This is a genomic window from Bacillus sp. FSL K6-4563 (assembly GCF_038630405.1).
Lineage (GTDB): Bacteria > Bacillota > Bacilli > Bacillales > Bacillaceae > Bacillus > Bacillus pumilus.
On record NZ_CP152030.1, the window covers coordinates 1,102,730 to 1,126,013 of the forward strand.

At 42.2% G+C, this 23,284-nt stretch carries 21 protein-coding genes; 16 read left to right on the plus strand and 5 right to left on the minus strand.

Features of this window, described 5'->3' with window-relative positions; all coding sequences use genetic code 11:
• Nucleotides 1–93: 93 nt before the first annotated feature.
• Both MHH54_RS05360 and MHH54_RS05365 read right to left on the minus strand, forming a co-directional pair.
• Entirely contained in the window at nucleotides 94–255 is a 162-nt protein-coding gene (locus MHH54_RS05360; protein WP_003211466.1) for an aspartyl-phosphate phosphatase Spo0E family protein, read from the minus strand.
• A 122-nt stretch (nucleotides 256–377) separates the two neighbouring features.
• On the minus strand, nucleotides 378–1,472 hold the full coding sequence (locus tag MHH54_RS05365; RefSeq protein ID WP_003211155.1) for a CotH kinase family protein: 1,095 nt from the start codon (nucleotides 1,470–1,472) through the stop codon (nucleotides 378–380).
• Nucleotides 1,473–2,454: 982 nt separating this feature from the next.
• Between MHH54_RS05365 and MHH54_RS05370 the strand changes: the two genes are divergently transcribed.
• A complete protein-coding gene (locus MHH54_RS05370; protein WP_003211777.1) occupies nucleotides 2,455–3,360 on the plus strand; it encodes a fumarylacetoacetate hydrolase family protein in 906 nt (301 codons plus the stop codon).
• Between the two features lie 92 nt (nucleotides 3,361–3,452).
• Nucleotides 3,453–3,821: a YisL family protein gene (locus MHH54_RS05375; RefSeq protein ID WP_003212021.1), complete on the plus strand. Its 369-nt coding sequence runs from the start codon at nucleotides 3,453–3,455 to the stop codon at nucleotides 3,819–3,821.
• 38 nt (nucleotides 3,822–3,859) lie between these two features.
• Here MHH54_RS05375 and MHH54_RS05380 read toward each other — a convergent pair whose 3' ends face one another.
• A complete protein-coding gene (locus MHH54_RS05380; RefSeq protein ID WP_034620010.1) occupies nucleotides 3,860–4,387 on the minus strand; it encodes a DUF2777 family protein in 528 nt (175 codons plus the stop codon).
• A gap of 156 nt (nucleotides 4,388–4,543) precedes the next feature.
• On the opposite strand from MHH54_RS05380, the gene asnB reads away from it, so the two are divergent.
• The 4 genes from asnB (at nucleotide 4,544) to MHH54_RS05400 (ending at nucleotide 10,355) form a co-directional block, all read left to right on the plus strand.
• Nucleotides 4,544–6,385, plus strand: coding sequence for an asparagine synthase (glutamine-hydrolyzing) (gene asnB / locus MHH54_RS05385; protein ID WP_034620009.1), 1,842 nt, complete (start codon nucleotides 4,544–4,546; stop codon nucleotides 6,383–6,385).
• A 148-nt stretch (nucleotides 6,386–6,533) separates the two neighbouring features.
• Nucleotides 6,534–8,051, plus strand: coding sequence for a phytoene desaturase family protein (gene crtI, locus MHH54_RS05390; protein WP_003210886.1), 1,518 nt, complete (start codon nucleotides 6,534–6,536; stop codon nucleotides 8,049–8,051).
• Complete coding sequence (crtI, locus tag MHH54_RS05395; protein ID WP_226804994.1) at nucleotides 8,048–9,523, plus strand: phytoene desaturase family protein; 1,476 nt, start codon at nucleotides 8,048–8,050, stop codon at nucleotides 9,521–9,523. The genes crtI (MHH54_RS05390) and crtI (MHH54_RS05395) overlap by 4 nt, the downstream gene beginning before the upstream one ends.
• Nucleotides 9,516–10,355: a phytoene/squalene synthase family protein gene (locus MHH54_RS05400; protein ID WP_226804995.1), complete on the plus strand. Its 840-nt coding sequence runs from the start codon at nucleotides 9,516–9,518 to the stop codon at nucleotides 10,353–10,355. Before crtI (MHH54_RS05395) ends, MHH54_RS05400 begins: the two co-directional genes overlap by 8 nt.
• 25 nt (nucleotides 10,356–10,380) lie before the next feature.
• On the opposite strand, the gene MHH54_RS05405 is transcribed toward MHH54_RS05400, so the two are convergent.
• Nucleotides 10,381–11,757 (minus strand): MATE family efflux transporter, encoded by a 1,377-nt coding sequence (locus MHH54_RS05405; RefSeq protein WP_342500774.1) that lies wholly within the window; start codon nucleotides 11,755–11,757, stop codon nucleotides 10,381–10,383.
• Between the two features lie 113 nt (nucleotides 11,758–11,870).
• Between MHH54_RS05405 and MHH54_RS05410 the strand changes: the two genes are divergently transcribed.
• From MHH54_RS05410 to MHH54_RS05425, 4 genes are all read left to right on the plus strand, one after another.
• Complete coding sequence (locus MHH54_RS05410) at nucleotides 11,871–12,737, plus strand: AraC family transcriptional regulator (protein WP_003210875.1); 867 nt, start codon at nucleotides 11,871–11,873, stop codon at nucleotides 12,735–12,737.
• A 14-nt stretch (nucleotides 12,738–12,751) separates the two neighbouring features.
• Complete coding sequence (locus tag MHH54_RS05415) at nucleotides 12,752–13,312, plus strand: GNAT family protein (RefSeq protein ID WP_226804996.1); 561 nt, start codon at nucleotides 12,752–12,754, stop codon at nucleotides 13,310–13,312.
• Nucleotides 13,313–13,380: 68 nt separating this feature from the next.
• Complete coding sequence (locus MHH54_RS05420) at nucleotides 13,381–13,647, plus strand: hypothetical protein (RefSeq protein ID WP_226804997.1); 267 nt, start codon at nucleotides 13,381–13,383, stop codon at nucleotides 13,645–13,647.
• 30 nt (nucleotides 13,648–13,677) lie between these two features.
• Nucleotides 13,678–13,944: a hypothetical protein gene (locus MHH54_RS05425; protein ID WP_034620008.1), complete on the plus strand. Its 267-nt coding sequence runs from the start codon at nucleotides 13,678–13,680 to the stop codon at nucleotides 13,942–13,944.
• Here the strand turns inward: MHH54_RS05425 and MHH54_RS05430 are convergent.
• The gene (locus tag MHH54_RS05430; protein ID WP_034620007.1) at nucleotides 13,939–14,475 is read right to left on the minus strand and encodes a serine acetyltransferase; all 537 of its coding nucleotides are present in this window, start codon (nucleotides 14,473–14,475) and stop codon (nucleotides 13,939–13,941) included. The two genes, MHH54_RS05425 and MHH54_RS05430, sit on opposite strands and share 6 nt — an antisense overlap.
• A 386-nt stretch (nucleotides 14,476–14,861) precedes the next feature.
• Here MHH54_RS05430 and MHH54_RS05435 point away from each other — a divergent pair, with 386 nt between their 5' ends.
• From MHH54_RS05435 to MHH54_RS05460, 6 genes are read left to right on the plus strand one after another with little or no spacing between them, the layout of a single operon-like run.
• On the plus strand, nucleotides 14,862–16,208 hold the full coding sequence (locus tag MHH54_RS05435; protein ID WP_003212062.1) for an aspartate aminotransferase family protein: 1,347 nt from the start codon (nucleotides 14,862–14,864) through the stop codon (nucleotides 16,206–16,208).
• A complete protein-coding gene (locus MHH54_RS05440) occupies nucleotides 16,195–17,691 on the plus strand; it encodes an aspartate aminotransferase family protein (RefSeq protein WP_226804998.1) in 1,497 nt (498 codons plus the stop codon). Before MHH54_RS05435 ends, MHH54_RS05440 begins: the two co-directional genes overlap by 14 nt.
• Nucleotides 17,688–19,469, plus strand: coding sequence for an IucA/IucC family protein (locus MHH54_RS05445; RefSeq protein WP_106029947.1), 1,782 nt, complete (start codon nucleotides 17,688–17,690; stop codon nucleotides 19,467–19,469). Before MHH54_RS05440 ends, MHH54_RS05445 begins: the two co-directional genes overlap by 4 nt.
• Nucleotides 19,466–20,020, plus strand: coding sequence for a GNAT family N-acetyltransferase (locus MHH54_RS05450; protein ID WP_095117780.1), 555 nt, complete (start codon nucleotides 19,466–19,468; stop codon nucleotides 20,018–20,020). Before MHH54_RS05445 ends, MHH54_RS05450 begins: the two co-directional genes overlap by 4 nt.
• Complete coding sequence (locus MHH54_RS05455) at nucleotides 19,995–21,344, plus strand: lysine N(6)-hydroxylase/L-ornithine N(5)-oxygenase family protein (protein WP_003211191.1); 1,350 nt, start codon at nucleotides 19,995–19,997, stop codon at nucleotides 21,342–21,344. The genes MHH54_RS05450 and MHH54_RS05455 overlap by 26 nt, the downstream gene beginning before the upstream one ends.
• 13 nt (nucleotides 21,345–21,357) lie before the next feature.
• On the plus strand, nucleotides 21,358–23,172 hold the full coding sequence (locus MHH54_RS05460; protein ID WP_226804999.1) for an IucA/IucC family siderophore biosynthesis protein: 1,815 nt from the start codon (nucleotides 21,358–21,360) through the stop codon (nucleotides 23,170–23,172).
• Nucleotides 23,173–23,284: the final 112 nt, after the last annotated feature.

A 23,284-nucleotide genomic window follows, 5' to 3' on the forward strand; every position in this document is an offset into this window, starting at 1 on the left:
TGTTTTTGGGCGTTTCACCATAGCTTATGATGGGTCTTTTAATGTGTGATTGTCTTTTTGAAAGCTTTTGATGAGAGGAATGAGGTGTATGGTTTACCCTTGTTTAGAGCATTCATTCGAGGTGTATTTGATGCCTTTATTTAAGAGTGTGTCAAGCTCTTGACTGCACCTGATGGTTTCTTCGGCATTCATCCCGAATTTTTTTGCGGTCTCAATTAAATGTAATCTTTTTTGTTCAATTTCATAATTGATCATAACGGACGCCAACTCTCACATTTTTTATCAAATAGAAGGATATGGTTAGTATACCCTATTTTTCTATAAAAAAAGTTGTTTCGTCAATATGAGTAATAAAGTGACAAAATTCGAAAGCGTCCTTACGTGCCATCTCTCTCTTTTCTTATTTCATTCTGTAAATAACGTCGTCTTTTGTTGATATACTGCCGGATGACCTCTCGTTCTGATTGTAGGATGTCTTTTCGGTCTCTCGTATAAGGATCATCTCCAATTCGGTTCTCAATAGAAGCATGCCATTTCTCAATGATTGGACAAAGCCGGTCTTCTAAAAAATGTGTATCGAGTACATGCTGAAAAAGCGTGTAATAGGCTCTCTTAAACGAAGGGATATCTAGTAATCTAGCAGTTAAAGTATTAAAGCCGCTTACTGGAATATAATCAAAAGCCATTTCTTCTCCATGAATGTCACGGCCCCATGTCGCATCATAATCCCAAGGAAGTACTTGGAATCTGCCTTGTTCATTCACATAAAGAGCGTAGTTATGGACAAAGCCGTCAAAGTTTTGTGTGCACACGACACCAATGAGCCAGCGGAAATACTGGGTCACATCTAGGTATTGCTCAATCTTTTCTGCAAATATGTCATCTTTCGCTGTGTTGAGAAAATAAATAAATTCGCTCAGCTGCTGGTCATGTTCAGAAGTCCCCGTTTTTTTCTCGTACCCGAGGAGAAGGTGTTTTTTTGGCTTTTTATCAAACGAACTTAAAAGGGAGAAGTTGGCGTCGTCATCGACTGCATAATAAATGCCGCCTCCTGAAAGCTGCCTTTTCTGAAAAAAGTGCTCATCGACGGATTCTATTTTTAAATAAATGCCTTCTTTTCTTCCGTTTATAGTGAGAAACACATGAGACGCAGCCGGGCTTAGCACACCTATCTGCTCGAAGAAATAAAAGGACAGCCTGTTTCGGATAAACGAAGGGTCATTGTACTCCGCATTTAAATGAAAGATGGATTCGCCTTGTCTTTGCTTTGGCTTACGATATTCAATTTGATAGGACTTTTTTTTCAGCTTTCTAATGTGAGACCCGCGGTATGAAGCGTAAATATGTGATTTGATCTGGCCGGTTTTCAAAATGGCTTCAACAGGTTCGTCGTTCCATATGTCTTTTCTTAATTCAATCAGGTCCTTTGGATGAATCCAAATATCCATTTGCTTTAAAGGTTCTGTAGTCATGCGTTCATCATCCTCCTATGCTCTTCTTTACGATATGAAAATGAAGGAATGTCCTGTACCCGTTTGTTAGGTATTCATGGAGTTTTAAAAGAAAGGGGCATCCGCCAAGAACACTTGTCTACCCAGTCTCGTAATATAAAGCAGAGAAGATAAACAGCTTGATCTGTTTGTTTTGTCAAAGTATAGACTGGAAGGGGAATCGTTCGTGAGCACATTTGATCATTCACATATTGAACATGCAGTGGATTCACTTCGAAGTGAAGGACGTGATCATCACTTAGATCGTGAGCCAGAATCGAGACGATCGCATAAGTCAGCTCGTTCTCGTCATTCAAATCGCGGTCATTGGTTCTTTGGCGGTGGTGGACGCCGTAAATCATGTCGCAGTAAAAAAAGCTACAGAAGCTATCGCTCAAAGAAAAGCTATCGTTCAAAGAAAAGCATGAAGAGTAAAAAATCATGTAAAAGCAAAAAATCTTACAGAAGCAAAAAGAGCGAACCGAAAAAGTCACATCGCAGTAAACACAGATCCCATCATAAGAAAAGCTGCCGCAAGTCATGTCGCAGTAAACACAGATCCCATCATAAGAAGAGCTGCCGCAAGTCACATCGCAGCAAACACAGATCCCATCATAAGAAGAGCTGCCGCAAGTCACATCGCAGCAAACACAGATCCCATCATAAGAAAAGCTGCCGTAAGTCACATCGCAGCCATCGATCGAAACGTTCTCATCATCATAGACGCAGTCACTCTAGTCAAAGAGGTGGAAAGAAAAAGCATCATTCCCAAAATAGAGGAAATGTTGATCGCAAATGGGACCAAGGGAACATGTGGGAGTATCGCCGCTACCGCTAAACATCAGATCATCTTTTTTGAAACCCTTTTTAAAAGAGAGTATGATAAAAAAGGGTTTTTTTTATTTCATAGAGAAATAAAATGAGACATCATCACTTAGCGAAATGAAGATTGTGAGGGGAAGACATGAAGTTTTTTACAGGTGAGATACATAGCAGGATGTTTATTGGGGTGGTCATTGATGATGAATGGGTCATGGACGTCAAAAAGGCAGAAGTCAAATTATTTGAGCTTGAGACACTGCCAAACTCTTTAGCTGAATGTATTCATATGGGGGACAAGTTTGTTGAGCATGTCAAACAGCTCCTTGACTGGGCTGAGAAAAAAGAAGAGGATCGCGGTTCTTATGTATATCCGCTGTCGGACGTGAAACTCCATGCGCCGATTCCAAAGCCAGCTAAAAACATCATGTGTGTTGGAAAGAATTATCAAGATCATGTCATGGAGATGGGAAGTGCAGCGGATATTCCTAAAGATGTGATGATCTTTACAAAGGCACCTACTTCAGTCGTTGGACATGAAGCGGATATCCACCTTCATGAAGATGTGACGAGTGAACTGGATTATGAAGGGGAGCTTGCGATCGTGATGGGCAAATCAGGGAAGAATATTGCACCTGAAGAGGTCCGCGATTATCTATTTGGTTACACCATTTTAAATGACGTAACGGCAAGAGATTTACAGAAAAAACACAAACAATTTTTCATAGGTAAAAGCTTAGATACAACCTGCCCGATAGGACCTTATATTGTGCATAAGTCAATGATCGAGGATCATGGCGCGCTCCATGTGGAAACAAAGATAAATGGAGAGGTTCGTCAGTCTGCCAGTACGGAATTGATGATCTTCGCCATCGAGGATATTGTCTCCACTCTTTCAAAAGGGATGACACTAGAAGCGGGTGACATCATTGCAACGGGAACACCTTCTGGGGTTGGCAAAGGCTTTGAACCGCCTAAATTTTTAGTTTCAGGGGATCGAATCGACATCACCATTGAACCGATTGGGACGCTATCAAATCGCGTCAAATAAAGAGTGAGATGACACAGGATTGTCGCTTTGTGTTCGACTTATTTCGTGGTACGATGAGAAGGTAATTGTTCTGATAAAGGGGGAAATAACAGATGGGAACGCATTTACATATTACAGCATGGGTGCTAGGAATTATTTTATTCTTCGTGGCCTTTGCTCTAGCAGGTAAAAACGACAAAGGTGCTAAAATTGTGCACATGATTGTCAGACTATTGTACTTGATCATTATCGCCACAGGCGTAGAGCTGTATGTTCGCACAGGAATGAAGATTCCAGGTTTCGGTGGCGAGTATATCGGTAAAATGATTTTCGGTATCCTTGTGATCGGCTTCATGGAAATGGTTCTTGTACGCAAGAAAAAAGGAAAATCGGTGACTGGTGTATTGATTGGTTTTATCGTACTCGCGATTGTGACCATTCTTCTCGGTTTACGTCTGCCGATTGGTTTTCATATCTTTTAACATAAAAAGGACATTGCTTATACGAAGCAGTGTCCTTTTTATATGCCTTCAAATTGCGAAACTGACCGGTGACCGTCAGAAGTGGTCCATTCAAAACGAATTTGACCTGCGGCGGAGTCGTGGTGACATTGAAGGGCAAGTGATTGTGTATCTGTCGAAAACTGAAAGAAAGAAACTCGTTGAAAAGAATGAAAGGAAGAGAAAACACAATCGTAGACAGAAAAGCCAAGCTGCTCTACCTGTGCAATGATTTCATAAAAGACGTTTTCAGGAACGAACATCAGGAGGTCAAGCCATCCTTTGGCAAGTGATGCTGTATATTGAATCACTTCACCGCCTCGTACTTCTAACAGCTGTCCACTTTCATGAAGGATCATGGAGCCGAGCAGTTCCCCTTTTGTCCACCTGTCATTATCCTTCAAACAGATCATCGTGCTTTGAAGACTTTCTGGTAGCATGATTTCTCCTTCTTCATCTTCAATCAGACAATGCCCGTTTTCAATGAGTAAATACCCGCTACACCATCTTCGGCTGCAACGTTCAAGCTGCTTCATTCGTTTTTCCATTTGCAAAAGCTCCTTTCCTCTTTCTTTTCTTACCAAATCATGCTTGTCCTATACGCCAGAGAAAAAAAGGACAAATCAACTATCAAGGAGACGATGCATAAACTAAGAAAGGCTGAATGAGAACACTTGAGGAAAAACGGATGGGAGCTGATGATGATGTGTGGAATAACAGGCTGGGCAGACTTTAAAAAGCAGCTCATCCAACAGGATCATGTAATCAATCAAATGACAGATACATTATCTAAAAGAGGGCCAGACGATACAAATACGTGGAAAAGTGAGCACGTTCTATTTGGACATAAAAGGTTAGCGGTTGTAGATGTAGAAGGCGGAAAGCAGCCGATGACATATACACATCAAAACCATGCTTATACCGTTGTATACAATGGAGAGCTCTATAACACAGAGGATATAAGAAAAGAATTGTTAAAAAGAGGCCACCGCTTTCTTGGGCATTCTGATACAGAGGTACTTCTTCACGCCTACACAGAATGGAAGGAAGAGTGTGTGACCCATTTTAATGGTATTTTTGCATTTGTGATTTGGGATAGTGAGCGTGAATTATTATTTGCAGGGAGAGACCGGCTCGGCGTCAAGCCATTTTTCTATACAGAACGTCATCATTCCTTTTTATTTGGTTCAGAAATCAAAGCGCTTCTTGCTCACCCTGATATGAAAGCAAAAGTCGATCATGAGGGATTATCGGAGATCTTTGGCTTAGGACCGTCTAGAACACCAGGGCAAGGAGTGTTTAAAGGGGTAAAAGAGCTAAGACCTGCTCATGCCTTGACCTTTTCAAAAGGCGGACTGCGTGTGTGGAGATACTGGAATGTCGAAAGCAAGGCGCATACGGACTCACTTGATGACACCGCACAGCACGTCAAGGATCTCTTTACAGATGCCGTCACAAGGCAGCTCGTCTCTGATGTGCCTGTATGTACATTTTTATCGGGTGGCGTCGATTCGAGTGCCATTACTGCCATTGCCGCTAAGCACTTTGAGAAAATAGGGAAAGCACCGCTTCATACGTATTCTGTTGACTACGAAGGGAATGATCAATTCTTTGAAGCAAGTCAATTCCAGCCGAATGCGGACGGTCCATGGATTGACCGCATGACCAAGGCGTTTCAAACGAATCATCACAGCTGCATCATTGGACAACAGGAGCTGGCTGCTTATTTAAAGGAAGCGGTTGAGGTCCGAGACTTACCGGGTATGGCAGATATTGATTCTTCCTTGCTTTGGTTCTGTCGAGAAATTAAAAAGGACTTTGTTGTGGGTTTGTCAGGTGAATGTGCGGATGAAATTTTTGGAGGTTATCCTTGGTTCCATACCGCAAATGAAACGAATGGTTTTCCTTGGATGAGATCGACGGAAGCTAGAACGCAGCTCTTACAAGACTCGTGGCAAAAGAAGCTGTCACTAAAAGAATATGCACAAAGCAAATATGAAGAAACCGTGGCGGAAACGCCTCTTTTAGATGGAGAAACTGGAGTAGATAAAGCCCGGAGAGAACTTTTTTACTTAAATATGGTTTGGTTTATGACAACGCTGCTAGATCGAAAAGACCGAATGAGTATGGGGGCGAGTCTTGAGGTACGTGTGCCATTTGCGGACCATCGTCTTGTCGAATATGTGTGGAATATTCCTTGGGAAATGAAAATGCATGGAAATCGTGAAAAAGGGGTTTTAAGGAAAGCATTAGAGGGAATTTTACCGAATGAAGTGCTTTATCGCAAGAAGAGTCCTTATCCGAAAACACATCATCCAGCTTATACCCAGGCTGTGAAAGAGATGTTAACAGATTGCCTTGCGCAAAAAGATTCTGTTCTTCACGAATTTCTAGATCCGAATCAATTAAAGCAGCTCATTGAAACGGAAGGAGCTTCCTTTCAAGTCCCTTGGTATGGCCAGCTTATGAAGGGCCCGCAATTAATCGCTCATCTGGCGCAAATTCATCATTGGTTTGAGACGTATCGAATTGATATAGAAGCGTAATAAAGGGTCGGCTTTCTTACATTTGTTGAAGGGAAGCCGGCTTTTTTTGATACATAATATGAGGCGAATAGAGCACATCGAAAGTTGATCTAATCTTTCTAATTTGTATAATTAACTTAAAGTGAATTAATTTGGAGGAAAAAGGATAATGAAAATCATTGTGATCGGAGCAGGACCAGGGGGACTTGCGGCAGCTATGATGCTTCAAAGCAAAGGACATGATGTTCATGTTTACGAAAAACAGCCCTTTGTTGGCGGACGTAACTCTAAGTTTCAACTGGGTGATTTCACGTTTGATACGGGTCCTACCTTTCTCAGCATGATTCATATTGCAGAGGAGCTGTTCGCCTTTGCTGGTAAAAATCTGTATGACTATATTGATGTGATTGAGTTAAAAGAAATGTATAGATTGATTTTTCAAGACGATCAGCTAGATATGATACGAGATCGTGATGAAATGTATAGACGGTTAGAAGCCTTTGCACCTGGAGAGGGCGAAGGGTATAGACGATTTATGAACGATACGAAGCGCAAAATGGATCGGCTGACACCTATTTTACAAAGTAAAATGGATCGTTTTCATCATTATTTGCGTCCAAAGGTGCTCAAAGCACTTCCGCAGCTTTCATTGAATAAGAGTTTATATGATGTGCTGTCAGATTATTTCTCAAACGAATCAGTGAAATATGCCTTTACATTTCAATCAAAGTATTTAGGCATGTCACCGTGGGAGTGCCCTGGTGCTTTCTCCATTCTATCATTTATGGAGCATGACACAGGTGTGTTCCATCCGAAGGGCGGGGTCAATCAGCTGTCAGAAGCGATGGCAAAAGTGGCGATTGAAGCTGGAGCAACGATTCATCTGTCATCTGGCGTCGAAAAACTGCTGACAGAAGGCAGGGAAGTAAAAGGCATTCGCTTAGAATCTGGGGAAGAAATACAGGCAGATGAAGTTGTCGTAAATGGAGACTTTGCACATGTGATGACAAAACTTGTAGAGCCAGGACTTTTAAAGAAATATAGCGAGAAAAAATTAAAAAAGAAAAAATTCTCATGCTCCACCTTTATGCTTTATTTAGGATTAGATACCATGTATGAGGAGCCGCATCATACCATCGTTTTTTCTGATGATTATGCTCAATTCGTCAAAGGCATTACGAAAACATTTGAGCTGCCAGATGATCCATCTATTTATATTCAAAATGCTAGCGTCACAGATGACTCACTTGCGCCAAAAGGAAAGTCCGCCCTTTATGTGCTGGCACCCGTTGCCAACAATCAAAGCGATATTGACTGGGAAGCACATCAAGATGAATTCAGAGAACTTGTGCTGGATACACTGGAGCGAAAAACCGGTTTTAAGAATGTAAGGCAGCATATAGAAGTCGAGCGGATGATCACACCGAAGCAATGGGAGGAAGACCTTTACGTATACGAAGGAGCCACATTTAACCTTGGTCACCAGCTGACGCAGATGATGGTTCTTAGGCCGCACAATGAATTTGATGAATTGGATCATTGCTGGCTTGTAGGAGGAGGAACGCACCCAGGAAGCGGACTGCCGACCATTTTAGAATCAGCACGTATCACGACAAATGCGATTCTTTCAAAGGAGAAAAATACGCACAAAACATTGCCGCAAGAAGAAAAGGGGAGCGCCTCATGAAAAAACATATATTGATTGCAGGTGGCGGTATTGGTGGGATGATCTCAGCACTTTATTTAAAAAAAGCGGGACATGATGTCACGCTTGTCGAAAAAAACGAGCGACTTGGCGGAAGACTTGCTTTTGTACGTGAGAAAGGATATAAAGTAGATGAAGGTCCGACCATTGTCCTACTTCCAGATATGTTAAAAGGTATTTTACATGAGGTAGGAATTGACGAAGCATCTCTTGATCTTTTGCAGCTTGATCCGCTGTATACGATTCAATTTCAAGATGGAACCTCCTACACGAAGTACTCTGATGCACTTCGTCAGCTAGAGGAAATCAGACGTGTATTTCCAAAGGAAGATCAAGGATTTCTAAGGTTTATGGAAGAAATGACAGACCGGTTTCAAGAAGGACAGCAAGCCTTTCTAGAGAAATCATTTCATGAAAAGCGTACATTTTTTACAAAAGCAAACATGAAGATTTTAATGAAATTAAAGGCGTATCGCACGGTTCAAAGTGCCCTGAAAAAGTATTTCTCAGACGAACGCCTGCGAGATGCATATGCACTTCAAACCCTCTATGTCGGAGGAAATCCATATGAAGCATCTGCTATATATTCGCTTGTTTCATATAGTGAGCACGCACATGGAATCTACTATTTAAAAGGCGGCTATGCGAGTTTAGTAGATATATTGGAAGGGCAGCTCATGAAAATGGGTGTGCATGTGAGAAAAAATGTCGAAGTCACGGAGCTAGAGTTTGATGGGAAGCGCGTGGTTAAAGCAAAAGTCAGTGACGCCCATATAGCAGCTGATGCCTTTGTCATCAACGGAGATTATCCAGCTGCGTTAAAACAGCTTGGTTTAGACGAACAAGATCGGCGAAAATACGTGCCGTCCTCTGGCTGTGTAATGGTGTATCTCGGGTTAAACAAAATGTACCATGATGCGCCTGTGCATCAATTTTTTATGGGCGAACACTTTGATCAGCATATGAAAGAGGTTTTTCAAACGAAGACGATCCCTCAAGATCCGTCGTTTTATACATTTAATCCATCGATCATTGATCCATCTCTTGCCCCGGAAGGCTGTAGTGTTTTATATATGCTGATTCCCGTTCCCTCAGGAGATCATATCAACTGGGAAGAGGAGACAGATTTTGTAGAGCAAATGGTGGATCGTCTCGAGAAAAGAGGCTTTCCAAGATTGCGAGAGTCGATTGTCTGGAAAAAAATCAGAACACCAAATGATTCCTTGCGAGAAGGATTGTTTGAAGGTGGCAGCTTTGGACTTGCGCCTAACTTATTTCAATCAGGTGTGTTCCGCCCGCAAGTGAAGGCAACTGAGACCGATAATCTTTATGCGGTAGGTGCTTCCATCCATCCTGGTGGCGGAGTGCCGATCGTGATGCAAAGTGCGAAGCTAATGACATCTGTGCTGTTAAAAGATTTGAATGACAGAAAGGAAGTGAAACTAAGTGGTTGATGTACAAACAGCATTGAAATTGTGTGAGGAGACCATTCAAACCCATTCCAACACGTTTTACCGTGCCTTTTCCATGCTGCCTAAAAAGAAACGACAGGCCGTCTGGGCTGTGTATTCCTTTTGCCGGAAAGCAGATGATATTGTAGATGAGTCCCCCTCGCCAAAAGAGGAGCTTGCCTCCTTTCGAGAGACGTTTGATCGATTTTTACAAGGTGAGGTAGATCGGAATGATCCGATGTGGGTGGCGCTAGCACATACATTTCAAGAGTTTCGTATGGATGAAGCCCCGTTCCGTGACTTGCTCCAAGGTCAGGAGATGGATTTAGAGCAGCACCGATATGAAACGTTAGATGAACTGCTCATTTATTCCTACCATGTTGCTAGTACCGTTGGACTTATGCTGCTTCCTATTATTGCACCGCGTAAAAAAGAACAGCTAAAAGAAGCAGCGATTTCATTAGGGATTGCCATGCAGCTGACCAATATTCTTCGTGACATTGGCGAGGATAAGGCTGAAAGAGACCGCATTTATTTGCCAAAGCAAGTCATGGATCAATTCGGATATACAGAGCAAGAATTGCAAGAAGGCATTATCAATCAAGCATTTCAGCACGTATGGGAGTACATTGCCTTTGAGGCAGAGGCATACTACGAGGAGTTTTTTGACCATCTTCATGAATTCCCGCTCTATTCACGTATACCAGTGAAAGCAGCTGCTCACTTTTATAAAGCCATTTTAGATAAAACAAGAGAAAATGAATACCGCGTGTTTACACAGCGATCATTTATTTCGAACCAAGAAAAAGAACTTATTTTAGAAGATATTACGTAAAAAAGGACTGCACCCGCAGTCCTTTTTATGTGGAAGAAAAGCGATGCTCTGTCCAAACTCTTGAACGCCACCGCCTATACATAAAGATGCCTCTTACCCATTCATCCACGATAAAAGAAATCCAAATCCCAATGAGGCCCATTTCAAGCTGAATGCCTAACAAGTAAGCGATCGGAAGCCCGATGCCCCACATTGAAATCATCGCCATATACACTGGAAACTTCGCGTCGCCAGCAGCCCGCAAGGAATTAATAATGACCATATTAAAAGAACGGCCCGGTTCCAAAATAATGGTCAAAAGGAGGAGGGTGGCGGCGGTTTGAATGATCTCGCTGTTGCTAGTAAAGAAAGCAAGCAAATGCGTCGATGATAAAGATAAAGCAGTGGAAGAAAGAAGGGAGATGCCAATGGCCCAGTATAAGCTTTTTATGCATCTGTGATAGGCAGCATCGAATTCCTTCGCCCCAATATGGCGCCCAATTAAAATTTGTGTCCCTTGGCTAATGGATGCACCAAATAGCATAATGAACATCATGACATTTTGAGTATAAACCTTTGCAGCTAATGCCTGCGTCCCCATGAATGTAATAAACAGTGTAATGATCATTTGAGAGCCGTTATAAGAAAGCTGCTCTCCAGCAGAAGGAATGCCGATTTTCAGCAACTTTTTTAAATATGTCCGCTGGATGTGAAACATCTTCTTCAGTGAAAAGCGTAATCCAATTCGGCGCCGTACAATGAGGATCATGGCCATTAATCCGATCAATCGAGCGAGTGAGGTCGAAAAAGCGACCCCCATGACACCTAATACAGGGAAACCAAACGGACCAAAAATCACCAAATAGTTACCGGCAACGTTTAACAAGTTCATTCCGATAGTGACATACATCGTATCTCTTGTATATCCGTAGCTTTTTAAAATAGCACTATACGTCATAATGAGCGCTTGAATAAAAGAAAGCAGCCCGACAATTTGTAAAAATATAGTCGCATCCGGCATGAGCTCACTTGATAGGCCCATCAGGTGTAAAATGGGAACAGCTAATACAAACATGAGAAGACTAATGACAAAGCTAATCAGGAAATTGGTTCCTAGTGAGACATAGGCGACTTGAGTCGCTTCCTGCTTGCGGCTCGCTCCTAAAAGCTGCGCAATCACAATCGTCGTTCCAGTTGTAATGAAGCTGAACATGACAATCAATAAATTCAGGAGCTGATTGCTTACACCAACTGCTGCAACACTATTATCGGAATATTGGCTGAGCATGAGGGTATCCGCGCTTCCCATCAGCATATATAAAGAGATTTCAATAAAAATAGGCCAAGTTAATGCAAATAATGAAGGGTGGTTTTTCTTCCCCCTAGCTTGAATCTTTTGAATTGGTAGTGATTGAGGTTTCATCAATCAACCTCCTTTCGTATAAATCCGATTTATAGTGTACCTTGCATCGACTATAATAAGAAGAGATGAAACCGAAACTTATTGGAGAAATCCGACTTCATAAGGGGATGAATATGAATCGATTTATTACATTTACTGTACCGCCGTTCCCGGTTTATATCGCTTCAGGCAAAGGCGTATTTCATCAAGGAGAAAGACATATTTCTAGAACCTTCACCGTGTTTGATCTTCTTTATGTCACAAGAGGGCAGCTATGGATCACAGAGGACAGAAAGGCTCATCACGTAAAAGAAGGAGAATATATCATTCTCTCACCTGGCTTGTCGCATGGCGGACACCTGCCATGCGAAGAAGATACGCACTATGAGTGGCTGCATTTCTCAATTGATCCATATGAGCTGACGAATCGGCCGAGAGAACACTGGTTTGATATGAAACAAAATCAAGCCACCTTTGAAAAGCCGGCAACATATGAATTTAGCCTGCCCCGTAAAGGAAAAGTGAAAGGAAGAAATGTATTAGAAAAGCACCTTGCACAGATGCGGGCCCTAAATGATGACGCGTCTGAACTGCCGCTGAAAAAACAGCTTCAGTTTGAAGAACTGCTCATTCATTTACAAAAAGAAGCATTTCATATTCCAAGTGCAAAGGAGAATGTCGCCTCAGAAGTGGTTCATTATCTTGAGCGTCACTTTATGAAGAAACTGCAAATGGAGGAGCTTGCAGAGAAGCTGCACTATCACCCTGATTACATGACAAGGTGTATGCAGACGGTGTATGGACTCACGCCAAACCAATATATCAATCGTCTCAAGGTCGAAAAAGCCAAAAGCATGCTTGCCTCAACGAATGATAAAATCGCAGCGATTGCTGATCACGTAGGCATTGATGATCCTACTTATTTTTCTAAGCTGTTTCGGCAAAACGAAGGCATGACGCCTATCGAGTACCGTCATCTTGCAAAAAGAACGACAAAGTAAAGGAACGTGAACAGATGAAAAGGGAAAAACAAAAGCTTGTGAACATACGACCATTAAACGAAGCTGATTTAGAGTTGGTATGGCATTTAAGATTCAAAGCACCAGACCAGTCCTATCGAGAGTGGAACGCCCCATATTTTCATGAACACGAAATCCCGCATGCTGCTTTTAAAAAACGATACTTACAGGATACATCCATTCCGCCAAAGCTATATGGTATTGAAATAGACGGCGAAATCAAAGGCACCGTGTCATATTATTGGGAGAATGAACGTACACGGTGGCTTGAATGCGGCATTCTCATTTATGATTCGCGCTTTTGGAGCGGTGGCGTTGGGACAAAGGCATTAAGTCTATGGACTGATAAGTTATTTACACACATTGATATTCCTCGAATTGGTCTTACTACATGGTCGGGAAATGAACGGATGATGCGGTGCGCAGAGAAATGCGGGTTTATCCTTGAGGGAAGACTGCGAAAGGTCCGTTACTACCAAGGAGAGTATTATGATTCGATGCGTTACGGGATGCTGAGAGAGGAATGGCAAAGCCTTCTGCAACATTCAACTGAATAATTCCTTTTCTTTTTAGTACAAAAGTAACGTATGATTGAATAAACTAAAAAAGAAGGGTGACGAATGAGTTGCGCTGGATTACCGGATGGTTTGTGTCGATTATAGTGTCCGTTTACCTATTTGTAGATGCGCCTAAACATGGGAAGAATAAATGGCTGTGGGCGATTTTAGGCCTTTTATTCGGGCTCTTTACATTTGGAATATACCTGATCAAAACAGGAAGAAAAGGATTGGGCTGGACGGTTCTGATCGTGTCCATTATCATTTATTCTATTTTCATTCTAGTCTATGTCTTTTACTTCTTATTGCTGATGATCGGATACTCAAACGCATAATAGAAAGCACACGTGTACATAAGGAGGAGTTTGAACGTGAGACTTACAGGGTTATTCGTTTCACTTGCTGTTTCCATTTATTTATGGTTTGATGCGCCAAAGCATGATAAAGACAAATGGCTGTGGGCCATTTTAGGTGTCTTATTTAGTACGATCGTTCTCGGTATTTATTTGATCAAGACAGAGAGGAAGGGACTTGGCTGGACCATTCTTATTTTAACGATTTTGTTTTACCTCATGCTGCTCGTCTCTGTTTTGATCGGTATCATTCTTTTTTATCAGGTGGGTCCTTCATGATGAAGGGCTTTTTTCTTTTACCTTTTGCGCTGGCACACCTGCAATAACAATTTTCTCCTCGTGAAAGGAACGGTTTACCACAGCATTTGCTCCGATGGAAATATGATCTGCAATATAGATATCCCCAAACAGCTTAGCACCTGGGCCAATCCATACATGATCCCCAATGGTTGGTACATCTTTTTCATGATGATTCTGACCAATATTCACCCCTTGATGAATATCACAAAATGCCCCAATTTTTGCATGTTTGTTCACAATTAAGAGACCCGTATGATTGATTCTAAGACCGGGACCGAAGACACCAATCGGAATATCAAAGCCAAGCTGCATGCCTTTCTTTTTATGTAAATAGCGATAGAACCATTTGCGAAGTTCAGCACCGCTATTAGAATAGTATTCATATTTTCGTAAAATCCTTTGATATTTCCATATATCATCCCCAAACCACTTAGGTCGTTTGCGCTTAATGGCTAATGCTTTCTTGTCCTGAGCTAAGTAGTGGTGGAGATCATGCTTTGTTAAAATCATCAGATCCCTCTCCATTCCCTTTTGTTTCAGAGAAATTATACCATTATAACCATTTATATCAATATAGAATGACGTTTCTTTTTTTCCTTTTCTACATCACTTTCATCCACTTTCCCATATAAAATAAGTGCTTTGTCATGAATAAAACAAAAGAACCAGGAAGAATGATTTGTAATTTTTTTCTACATTATTTCGTCTCACGCGTTTATTCTCCCTATAGCAGTAGAGGTTTGTCAAAATGACACGAAATTACTCGTTAAATAGAGAATATAGCATTCATATGCTTTTAGAATCATCTTTTTGAATACAATTGACTTTCATATCTCACATCCTCTAGGCTAGTAAATGAAAATGATAATCTTTATCAATTGGAGGAGTGTTTTATTATGTCCATCAAAACCGTTTCTAAAAATCAGCAATTTTTAGAGCAGCAAAGTCAAAGAGAATCGAATGCAAGGTCTTATCCGAGACGGTTCCCATTAGCCATGCAAAAAGCCGAGGGTATGATCGTGACAGATGCGGATGGCAGAGAGTTTTATGACTGCCTGGCAGGCGCAGGAACACTTGCACTTGGTCACAATCATCCAGTTGTTATAGATGCAATTGAACGTATGCTTCATGAAAAAAGACCGTTGCATACGCTGGACATAACCTCAGAAATTAAAGAAGAATTTGTGAATGAAATTTTTTCTCACTTGCCAGAAGAGTTTGCAAAAAGAGCCAAAATTCAATTTTGTGGACCAACTGGTGGTGACGCCATAGAAGCAGCAATTAAATTAGTCAAAACAGCGACAGGGAATCGAAGCATTCTATCTTTCCATGGTGCGTATCACGGTGCGACACATGCCACGATGTCATTAAGCGGGAATTTATCTCCAAAGGAAAGAGTACAAGGGTTAATACCTGATGTTCATTTTATGCCTTACCCATATGAATATCGCTGCCCATTTGGAATTGGTGGGAAGAATTCGCACCGCATTTCAAGTTCGTATATTGAGCGCGTATTAAATGATCCTGAAAGTGGTATTCTTCCGCCAGCAGGTATGATCTTTGAAGCAGTGCAGGGCGAGGGGGGCTCCATTCCAGCATCGATTGAATGGATGAAAGAAATGAGAAGAATCACAAAAGAAAAAGGGATCCCACTCATTATTGATGAGGTTCAATCAGGCATCGGCCGAACAGGGAAGATGTTTGCCTTTGAACATGCAGGAATTGTACCTGACGTTATTGTGCTGTCAAAAGCCATTGGTGGAAGCCTGCCGCTTTCAGTTGTGATTTATGATCAAGATTTAGATCAATGGAATCCAGGTGCACACATCGGGACATTTAGAGGGAATCAAATGGCGATGGCTGCTGGAACTGCTACGCTTAAATTTATCAAAGAAACCAACCTGCTTGATCATGTAGAACAGTTAGGAGATCGTATGCAGGCGCATCTAAAAGACATCCAAAAACAAGTCCCTGCTCTCGGTGATGTTCGAGGGAGAGGCTTAATGATTGGCGTTGAAGTAGTCAATCCAAATGAGAAACAGGATGTGGACGGAAGCTATCCAGCGAATCCAGAGCTGGCCAGTCTTATTCAAAAGAATTGCTTCGACAAAGGCTTAATTGTGGAGACAGGAGGCCGTTTCGGAAGTGTTATTCGATTCTTGCCACCACTCATTATGACAGAAGAACAGCTTGAAAAAGTCATCGCTATTTTTAAAGAGGCCGTGTACGATGCAATCAACTAAGGCTTCAGTGGATTCATTATTTATCAATCAAAGCCAGCTTGGAAGAGAGTCCTTCCAAGCGGCTCTTCATACATCTATCGACAGCTTACTGGATCAATGGCAAAAAGACACAGGACCATACAGTGGAATATTGCCTGGGAAATTAGCGGATAGTGTCGAATCGCTATTCCGATTTCAACCGTCTGGTGAATCCATTGAATCCGTCTTTCAAGATATAAAAGAACATCTTTTGCCGCATTTGATTGATGTATCGCATCCTAAATGCTTGGCACATCTGCATTGTCCACCGCTTATTCCTGCACTTGCCGCAGAGGTGATGGTAAGTTCCTTTAACCAATCAATGGATTCCTTTGATCAAAGCGGTATTGCTTCTTTGGTTGAGGAAGAAATTCTCAAGTGGCTATGTGCGAAGTTTTCTTATGGCAGCCTAGCAGATGGGACATTTACAAGCGGTGGAACCCAATCTAACTACATGGGGCTGCTTCTAGCGAGAGATGCCTTTTGTGAAAACACATGGCAGTGGAATGTTCAGCAGAAAGGCTTACCAAGTGAATCTCACCGCATGAGAATCCTTTGCTCGAAGAATGCTCACTTCACTGTGAAAAAATCTGCATCCCAGTTAGGTTTAGGAGAGCAGGCAGTCGTACTAGTCGAGACAGATGAGCATCATCGAATGGACCTCAATGATTTGAAAAAGAAGCTGGCTGAGTTGAAGGAGCAGAACTTGCTGCCTTTTGCGGTAGTAGCCACTTGCGGGACAACGGATTTTGGCAGTATTGACCCAGTTCGAGAGGTATATGACCTCGTCAAGCCATACGGTCTTTGGATTCACGCAGATGCTGCCTACGGCGGAGCACTTGTATTAAGCGAAACCTACCGTAAGAAGTTAGACGGTATTGAGCTTGCTGATTCAATCACGATTGACTTTCACAAACAATTTTATCAGCCGATATCCTGCGGGGCATTTTTGCTAAAGGATAAAAGACATTTTGGTTTGATCAATTATCATGCCGATTATCTTAATCCAAAGGAAGACGAGCTCGATGGTATTCTACATCTCGTCAATAAATCTGTCCAAACGACGCGCCGGTTTGATGCTCTGAAATTACTTCTTTCTCTTCGTTTAATTGGAGAAGAAGGCTTTGGAGAGGTCATTGACCATACCATTCATTTTGCAAAGGATGTGGCCGCGCTTATTGAGAGAAATGATGACCTTGAAGTGATCAATCCTGAGCCAGAAATCAATGCAGTTGTGTTCCGATTTAAGGATGACGATCAAACAGATGACATCAATAAAATCATTCATCGGACATTATTCAAAACAGGAACTGCTGTCATTGCGAAAACAGTGGTGAATGGCCGAACATGCTTAAAATTCACTTTGTTAAATCCGAGAACGACAATCACACATATTGAGGAAATCCTTTCTGACGTCGTTGATATCGGGATCGCTCATATTCAATCCGGGAGGGTACTACGTTGAGTCAATATAAACAAATGGCTGAAAATGCAACCATGCAAAGCTTTTTAAACTGTTTTTTACGCGAAACAGGAATCGATCGATCTGCAAAAAAAGAGACGAGAGCAGATGGCTCACTTGTCTTCATCGCAAAACTAGCAAAGCAAGATCTAGAGCTTGTGATTCCGATCCGATATGTTTCATCTGTTGGCCGCCATCTCTTTGATTTTCCGATTCGCTTTCGCCCGCAAGGCAGTGAACAAGAGGGCGCAATCGTCGATTACACGACACTTGTTGCTTTATGTTCAAAGGAGCTTCTCATTGAATATGGCCGTACAGATGCAGAGGATGAATTCATGCTTCGCATCATTTTAAGCTGCCGAAATATTGAACGGTTCTTAAAGGAGCGAGAAAGTGATCGAGCCGCTCTTTCTGAAGCCGATTTTGAGTATATTGAGGCTGAGCAGTCACTTCTCCTTGGTCATTTAACGCATCCTACCCCAAAAAGCAGACAAGGAATGACAGAGGAGGAGGAAGCGATCTACTCTCCTGAGCTGAAAGGGGCTTTCCAGCTTCATTACTTTAAAGCGCATCATTCGATTGTGCTTCAGGATTCGTCAATTACACAGTCTGCGGCAAGCCTCATGCTAGAGGAGCTCTTGCGCCAGGTACCAGCAGAAAAAGAGAGACTGAATACGTTAGTAGAAAACGGAGAATATGTACTCATTCCGATTCACCCGCTTCAAGTGAAGGTGGTTATGGAGAAAGCGTTCGTGAACCGTTATATAGAGGAAGGGAAACTCACTTATTTAGGACCGATCGGTTCTGAATACACAGCGACTTCATCCTTCAGAACCGTCTATCAAAAGGATTCTGCTTACATGCTCAAATTCTCTGTTCCTGTGAAAATTACAAACTCCTTACGTGTCAATAAACAAAAGGAACTGGATCGCGGAGTAGAGATGTCGCGCATTTTAAAAACAGAATTAGGCGTTTCTCTATACGACAAATTCTCTGGATTCCGGGTCATTGAAGATCCTGCCTATTTATCTATTCAAGGAGAAGAGGCGGAATCTGGCTTTGAAGTAGTCATTCGTCAAAATCCATTTTTACATCGTGAAAAAGGGGCAAGCTTAATTGCTGGATTATGTCAGGATCATGCGTATGGTGGAAAATCGCGATTAGCAGGGATCATTCATGACCTTGCAGACGCAGAAGGCCGATCACCGGAGGCTGTGAGCCAAGATTGGTTTAAGCAATATTTAACCATTTCGTTAGAACCGATGCTCTGGCTGTTTGAAACGTATGGTCTTGCACTGGAAGCCCATCAGCAAAACGCTGTTGTGCAAATGAAGGGTGGTTACCCGAACACCTTCTATTATCGTGACAACCAAGGCTACTATTATAGTGAATCGAAAAAGGATAAACTCGCAAATCTTGTCCAAAACCTGAGCGTGAGAAGTGAAACGATTTGTGCAGATGAGGTAGCCGTTGAGAGACTGCGTTATTATTTCTTCTTTAATCATTTATTTGGTCTCATTAACGGCTTTGGTACAGAAGGTCTGGCGAAAGAAGAAGCCTTGCTCGCACTTGTGAGAGACACATTGCTCGCTCATGAGGAAACATACGGTGCATCTGAGCTGACAAACAGCCTTCTGCGCTCAAAAGAACTGCCTTCAAAAGCGAATTTGCTGACACGGTTTGAAGATATGGATGAACTGACAGGATCTCTGGAAACACAGTCTCGTTACACAGCTGTCTTGAATCCGCTCTTTTTACATAAGGAGGCGCTGATTGGATGAGGGATCGTATTAAGTTTATTCGCGCTGAATATGAAAGAGATGTCCGGCTTGTCCACAGGTGGATGCAAGAGGAGTATGTTCACCCATTTTGGCATTTGAATATTCCGTTCCCTGCTTTTGAAAAGCATTTTTATCAGGCGGTTCATGATCCGCATCAAACCCTTTATTTAGGCACAATTGATGGGACGCCAATGAGTTATTTTGAGGCATACAACGTCAAAGGTGATGTCATTGAATCTTACTATCAGCCTTCTCCGCATGATCAAGGAATCCATCTATTAATAGGGGAGCCGGATTATGTAGGAAAAGGTTTTGCGGCCCCGCTGCTTCAGGCCATGACAGCATTTCAATTTGAGCAGAATAAACGAACAGAAAAAGTTGTCGCTGAGCCGGATATTCGCAATGAAAAAATGATCCATGTATTTGAAAAATGCGGATTTGAACGTGTAAAACCAGTCAATTTACCCGATAAAACAGGTCTTTTAATGTTTTGTGATCGAGAAAGATTCGAAAGGATGTATAACCATGACGCGGTTCAACAAGCAAAATGATGTAGTGGATGTAATAGGGATCGGCATTGGCCCGTTTAACTTAGGACTTGCCGCATTATCTGAAGAGGTAAATGAAATTGACGCTTTGTTTTTTGAAAGAAGTGAAGCCTTTCATTGGCACCCAGGGATGCTCATTGAGGGGACGACACTGCAAGTTCCCTTTTTAGCGGACCTTGTCAGTATGGCAGATGTGAAAAGTAAATATAGCTTTCTTAACTATTTACAGGAACAAAATCGTTTGTATTCATTTTACTTTCTAGAAGATTTTCATATCCCGCGCAAGGAATATAGTCATTATTGCCGCTGGGTCGCAGACCAGTTAGACTCTTGCCGATTTGGCATGAACGTCGAATCTGTCTCATTGATCGAGAAAGCAGGAGAAAAGCGATATGAAGTGCATGTGCGTCATGTGAAAGACCAAACGGTAGAGGTGTTTGAAAGTAAGCATCTCGTCTTAGGGATTGGTACACAGCCGGCGATACCAGCATCGCTCCAGCCAGCTTTAGGAGAGAAAGTTTTTCATTCTGCTGACTATTTAAAACGAAAGAAAGAAGGCTGTTTCAAAGGGAAATCTGTGACAGTGATCGGCTCTGGTCAAAGTGCGGCAGAAGTGTTCTATGATATTTTATCAGATGATGAGGCGAAGGATATTCACTGGTTCACACGCTCTAAAGGATTTTTCCCAATGGAATATTCAAACCTTGGTCTTGAATATTTCTCTCCAGATTATATTGATTTCTTTTATGAGCTTCCGCAAACAAAAAAGGATGCGTTGTTAAAGCAGCAAGATTTGCTGTATAAGGGCATCAGCTCTGCAATGATCCGTGATATTTATCATTTGCTTTATGAACGTTCTGCCTGCGGAGAGCAGTTGAACACAGTGCTTCAAGCAATGACGGAGGTCAACTTGATTGAGGAAACAGCTCGCGGCTTGTCCCTTTCATGCACGCAATGGGTCAAAGAGGACACCTTTACCCACGAGACAGATATTGTCGTACTGGCGACGGGCTATCAATCGGTACTGCCCCCGTTTATCAATCCAATTTCTCATCACATTCAATGGGACGATCAAGGACGGTTCCAAGTCGAACGTGAATATCGCTTAAAAACGAATACAATGGGTGAAAATGATATTTTTGTCCAAAATGCAGAGCTTCATACACATGGGGTTGGCGCTCCAGATTTAGGACTTGGCGCTTACCGAAACAGTGTGATTATCAATGAACTTGCTCGTCAAACCGTGTATCCACTTTATCAAAAGCACGTCTTCCAGACATTTGGTACACATAAGAACGTCAACACATTTGAAGAAATCAAAGGTTAAGGAGGATGAAGCGATGAGTGTACAAGATGAATTGAAAAAAGCTGTGAATCCGGCTGCTTGGAAAAAGGCAAACCAGCGAATGGTGGCAAAAATGCTGTCTGAATACATGTATGAGGATATGCTTCATCCCGTGCAGCTAGATCATAAGGATGGCATTGCTCAGTATGAATTAATCATTCACGAACATAAGAAATATCGCTATCTTGCAAAACCTCGTTTGTTTGATAGTTTTGATACAATTGCTGAATCAATCGAGTGCTGTCAAGACGGAAAATGGTCAAAGGATGTCAGTGCCATTGTGTTTTTACTAGACATTCAGCCGCTCATTCCAATGTCTTCTGACACAACAGGACACCTTATAAAAGAGCTTCATCACACCCTGTTAGCAGATGTACATTTGCTGTCGAAAAAAGCACTTCGTGCGGATGAACTGACAGATACTGATTATGCATGGATTGAAGGAGAAATGACAGGCCATCCTTGGATTGTGTATAACAAAGGACGCATTGGGTTCAGTTATGATGACTACCTAGCCTATGCACCTGAAAGGCAAGAAAGTGTGCAGCTGTCTTGGATTGCTGTTCACCGGGACCTTGCGACATTCCATGCAGTCGATCATGAAAACTATGAGCAGGTAATTACCAAAGAGTTAGATGAAGTCACGATCCGTCAATTTCACCGCGTGCTAAAGGATGAAGGATTGATTGCAGCTGATTATTATTTGATGCCTGTTCATAAATGGCAGTGGACACATATGATTATTCAGCATTTCCCAGAAGATTTGGCGTTGCGCCGGATTGTGTATGTAGGAGAGGGACTGGATCAATATATCCCGCAGCAGTCGATCAGAACCTTTACGAACATCTCAAATAAAGGCAAGCATCATATTAAACTGCCAATGAGCATTTTAAATACACTCGTGTACCGAGGACTTCCGTCAGAACGGACAGTCATTGCCCCTCGCATTACAGCGCATATTAAAGGGATCGCGGATCAAGATTCATTTTTATCTGATGTCTGCCGCGTGATATTACCTGGTGAGAATGCAAGTATTAATGTCGATCATCCTTACTATAGCAAACTGCCTGGTGCGCCGTATCAATATCTTGAAATGCTCGGTGTGATTTTTAGAGAAAGCATTTACTCGTACTTAGATGAAGGAGAGACCCCTGTTACACTTGCGGCACTCACCTATGAGGATCATGAAGGTGAGCCATATGTGAAACAGCTGATTGAAAAATCAGGTCTCTCAGCTAAAGAGTGGATGGCGAAATTTTTCCATGTGGTCATGCCGCCGCTGCTGCATTTTATGTATCAATACGGCACCGTCTTTTCACCGCACGGACAAAATACGATTCTTGTGTTAAAAGATCATCAGCCTCATCGTTTGGCGATCAAAGATTTCGTCGATGATGTGAATATTAGTGATCAGCCGCTGCCTGAATTGGCTTCTCTAGGAGACGATTTAAAAGAAGTGCTGCGGAGTGAGCCGCCGGAAGGCTTAGTGCAGTTTATCTTTACAGGATTGTTTATTTGTAACCTGCGTTACGTATCAAATGTGTTAGACAATCATCAGCTGTTAGATGAAGCGACACTTTGGCGCTTGCTTGCCGAAGAAATTCAGCAGTATCAAAAGCAATTCCCACAGCTGAAGGATCGTTTTGAACTATTTGATCTCTTCCAGCCGAAGCTGACAAAGCTGTGCTTAAATCGTAATCGAATGATTGATTATGGGTATGGAGATGGAGATGACCGCCCGCATGCATCAGAGCATGGAAAGGTCACAAATGCTCTCGCGCATGTGCTTTCGTCCGCCTGTGAGAAGTAATAGAAAAGCTGTAGACATCAAGTGTCTACAGCTCAGCGTGTAGACAAACCCTCGCATTCTTTGTCAGTCCTGTGCGCTGGTGCTCACGAATTGCAAATTCGCTCCGCGCCAG

Excerpts from the sequence above, each read along its gene's own strand:
- MHH54_RS05360 (WP_003211466.1), bottom strand. The coding sequence starts at position 255 with ATGATCAATTATGAAATTGAACAAAAAAGATTACATTTAATTGAGACC.
- MHH54_RS05365 (WP_003211155.1), bottom strand. The coding sequence starts at position 1,472 with ATGACTACAGAACCTTTAAAGCAAATGGATATTTGGATTCATCCAAAG.
- MHH54_RS05370 (WP_003211777.1), top strand. The coding sequence starts at position 2,455 with ATGAAGTTTTTTACAGGTGAGATACATAGCAGGATGTTTATTGGGGTG.
- MHH54_RS05375 (WP_003212021.1), top strand. The coding sequence starts at position 3,453 with ATGGGAACGCATTTACATATTACAGCATGGGTGCTAGGAATTATTTTA.
- MHH54_RS05380 (WP_034620010.1), bottom strand. The coding sequence starts at position 4,387 with ATGGAAAAACGAATGAAGCAGCTTGAACGTTGCAGCCGAAGATGGTGT.
- asnB (WP_034620009.1), top strand. The coding sequence starts at position 4,544 with ATGTGTGGAATAACAGGCTGGGCAGACTTTAAAAAGCAGCTCATCCAA.
- crtI (WP_003210886.1), top strand. The coding sequence starts at position 6,534 with ATGAAAATCATTGTGATCGGAGCAGGACCAGGGGGACTTGCGGCAGCT.
- crtI (WP_226804994.1), top strand. The coding sequence starts at position 8,048 with ATGAAAAAACATATATTGATTGCAGGTGGCGGTATTGGTGGGATGATC.
- MHH54_RS05405 (WP_342500774.1), bottom strand. The coding sequence starts at position 11,757 with ATGAAACCTCAATCACTACCAATTCAAAAGATTCAAGCTAGGGGGAAG.
- MHH54_RS05410 (WP_003210875.1), top strand. The coding sequence starts at position 11,871 with ATGAATCGATTTATTACATTTACTGTACCGCCGTTCCCGGTTTATATC.
- MHH54_RS05415 (WP_226804996.1), top strand. The coding sequence starts at position 12,752 with ATGAAAAGGGAAAAACAAAAGCTTGTGAACATACGACCATTAAACGAA.
- MHH54_RS05430 (WP_034620007.1), bottom strand. The coding sequence starts at position 14,475 with ATGATTTTAACAAAGCATGATCTCCACCACTACTTAGCTCAGGACAAG.
- MHH54_RS05435 (WP_003212062.1), top strand. The coding sequence starts at position 14,862 with ATGTCCATCAAAACCGTTTCTAAAAATCAGCAATTTTTAGAGCAGCAA.
- MHH54_RS05440 (WP_226804998.1), top strand. The coding sequence starts at position 16,195 with ATGCAATCAACTAAGGCTTCAGTGGATTCATTATTTATCAATCAAAGC.
- MHH54_RS05450 (WP_095117780.1), top strand. The coding sequence starts at position 19,466 with ATGAGGGATCGTATTAAGTTTATTCGCGCTGAATATGAAAGAGATGTC.
- MHH54_RS05455 (WP_003211191.1), top strand. The coding sequence starts at position 19,995 with ATGACGCGGTTCAACAAGCAAAATGATGTAGTGGATGTAATAGGGATC.
- MHH54_RS05460 (WP_226804999.1), top strand. The coding sequence starts at position 21,358 with ATGAGTGTACAAGATGAATTGAAAAAAGCTGTGAATCCGGCTGCTTGG.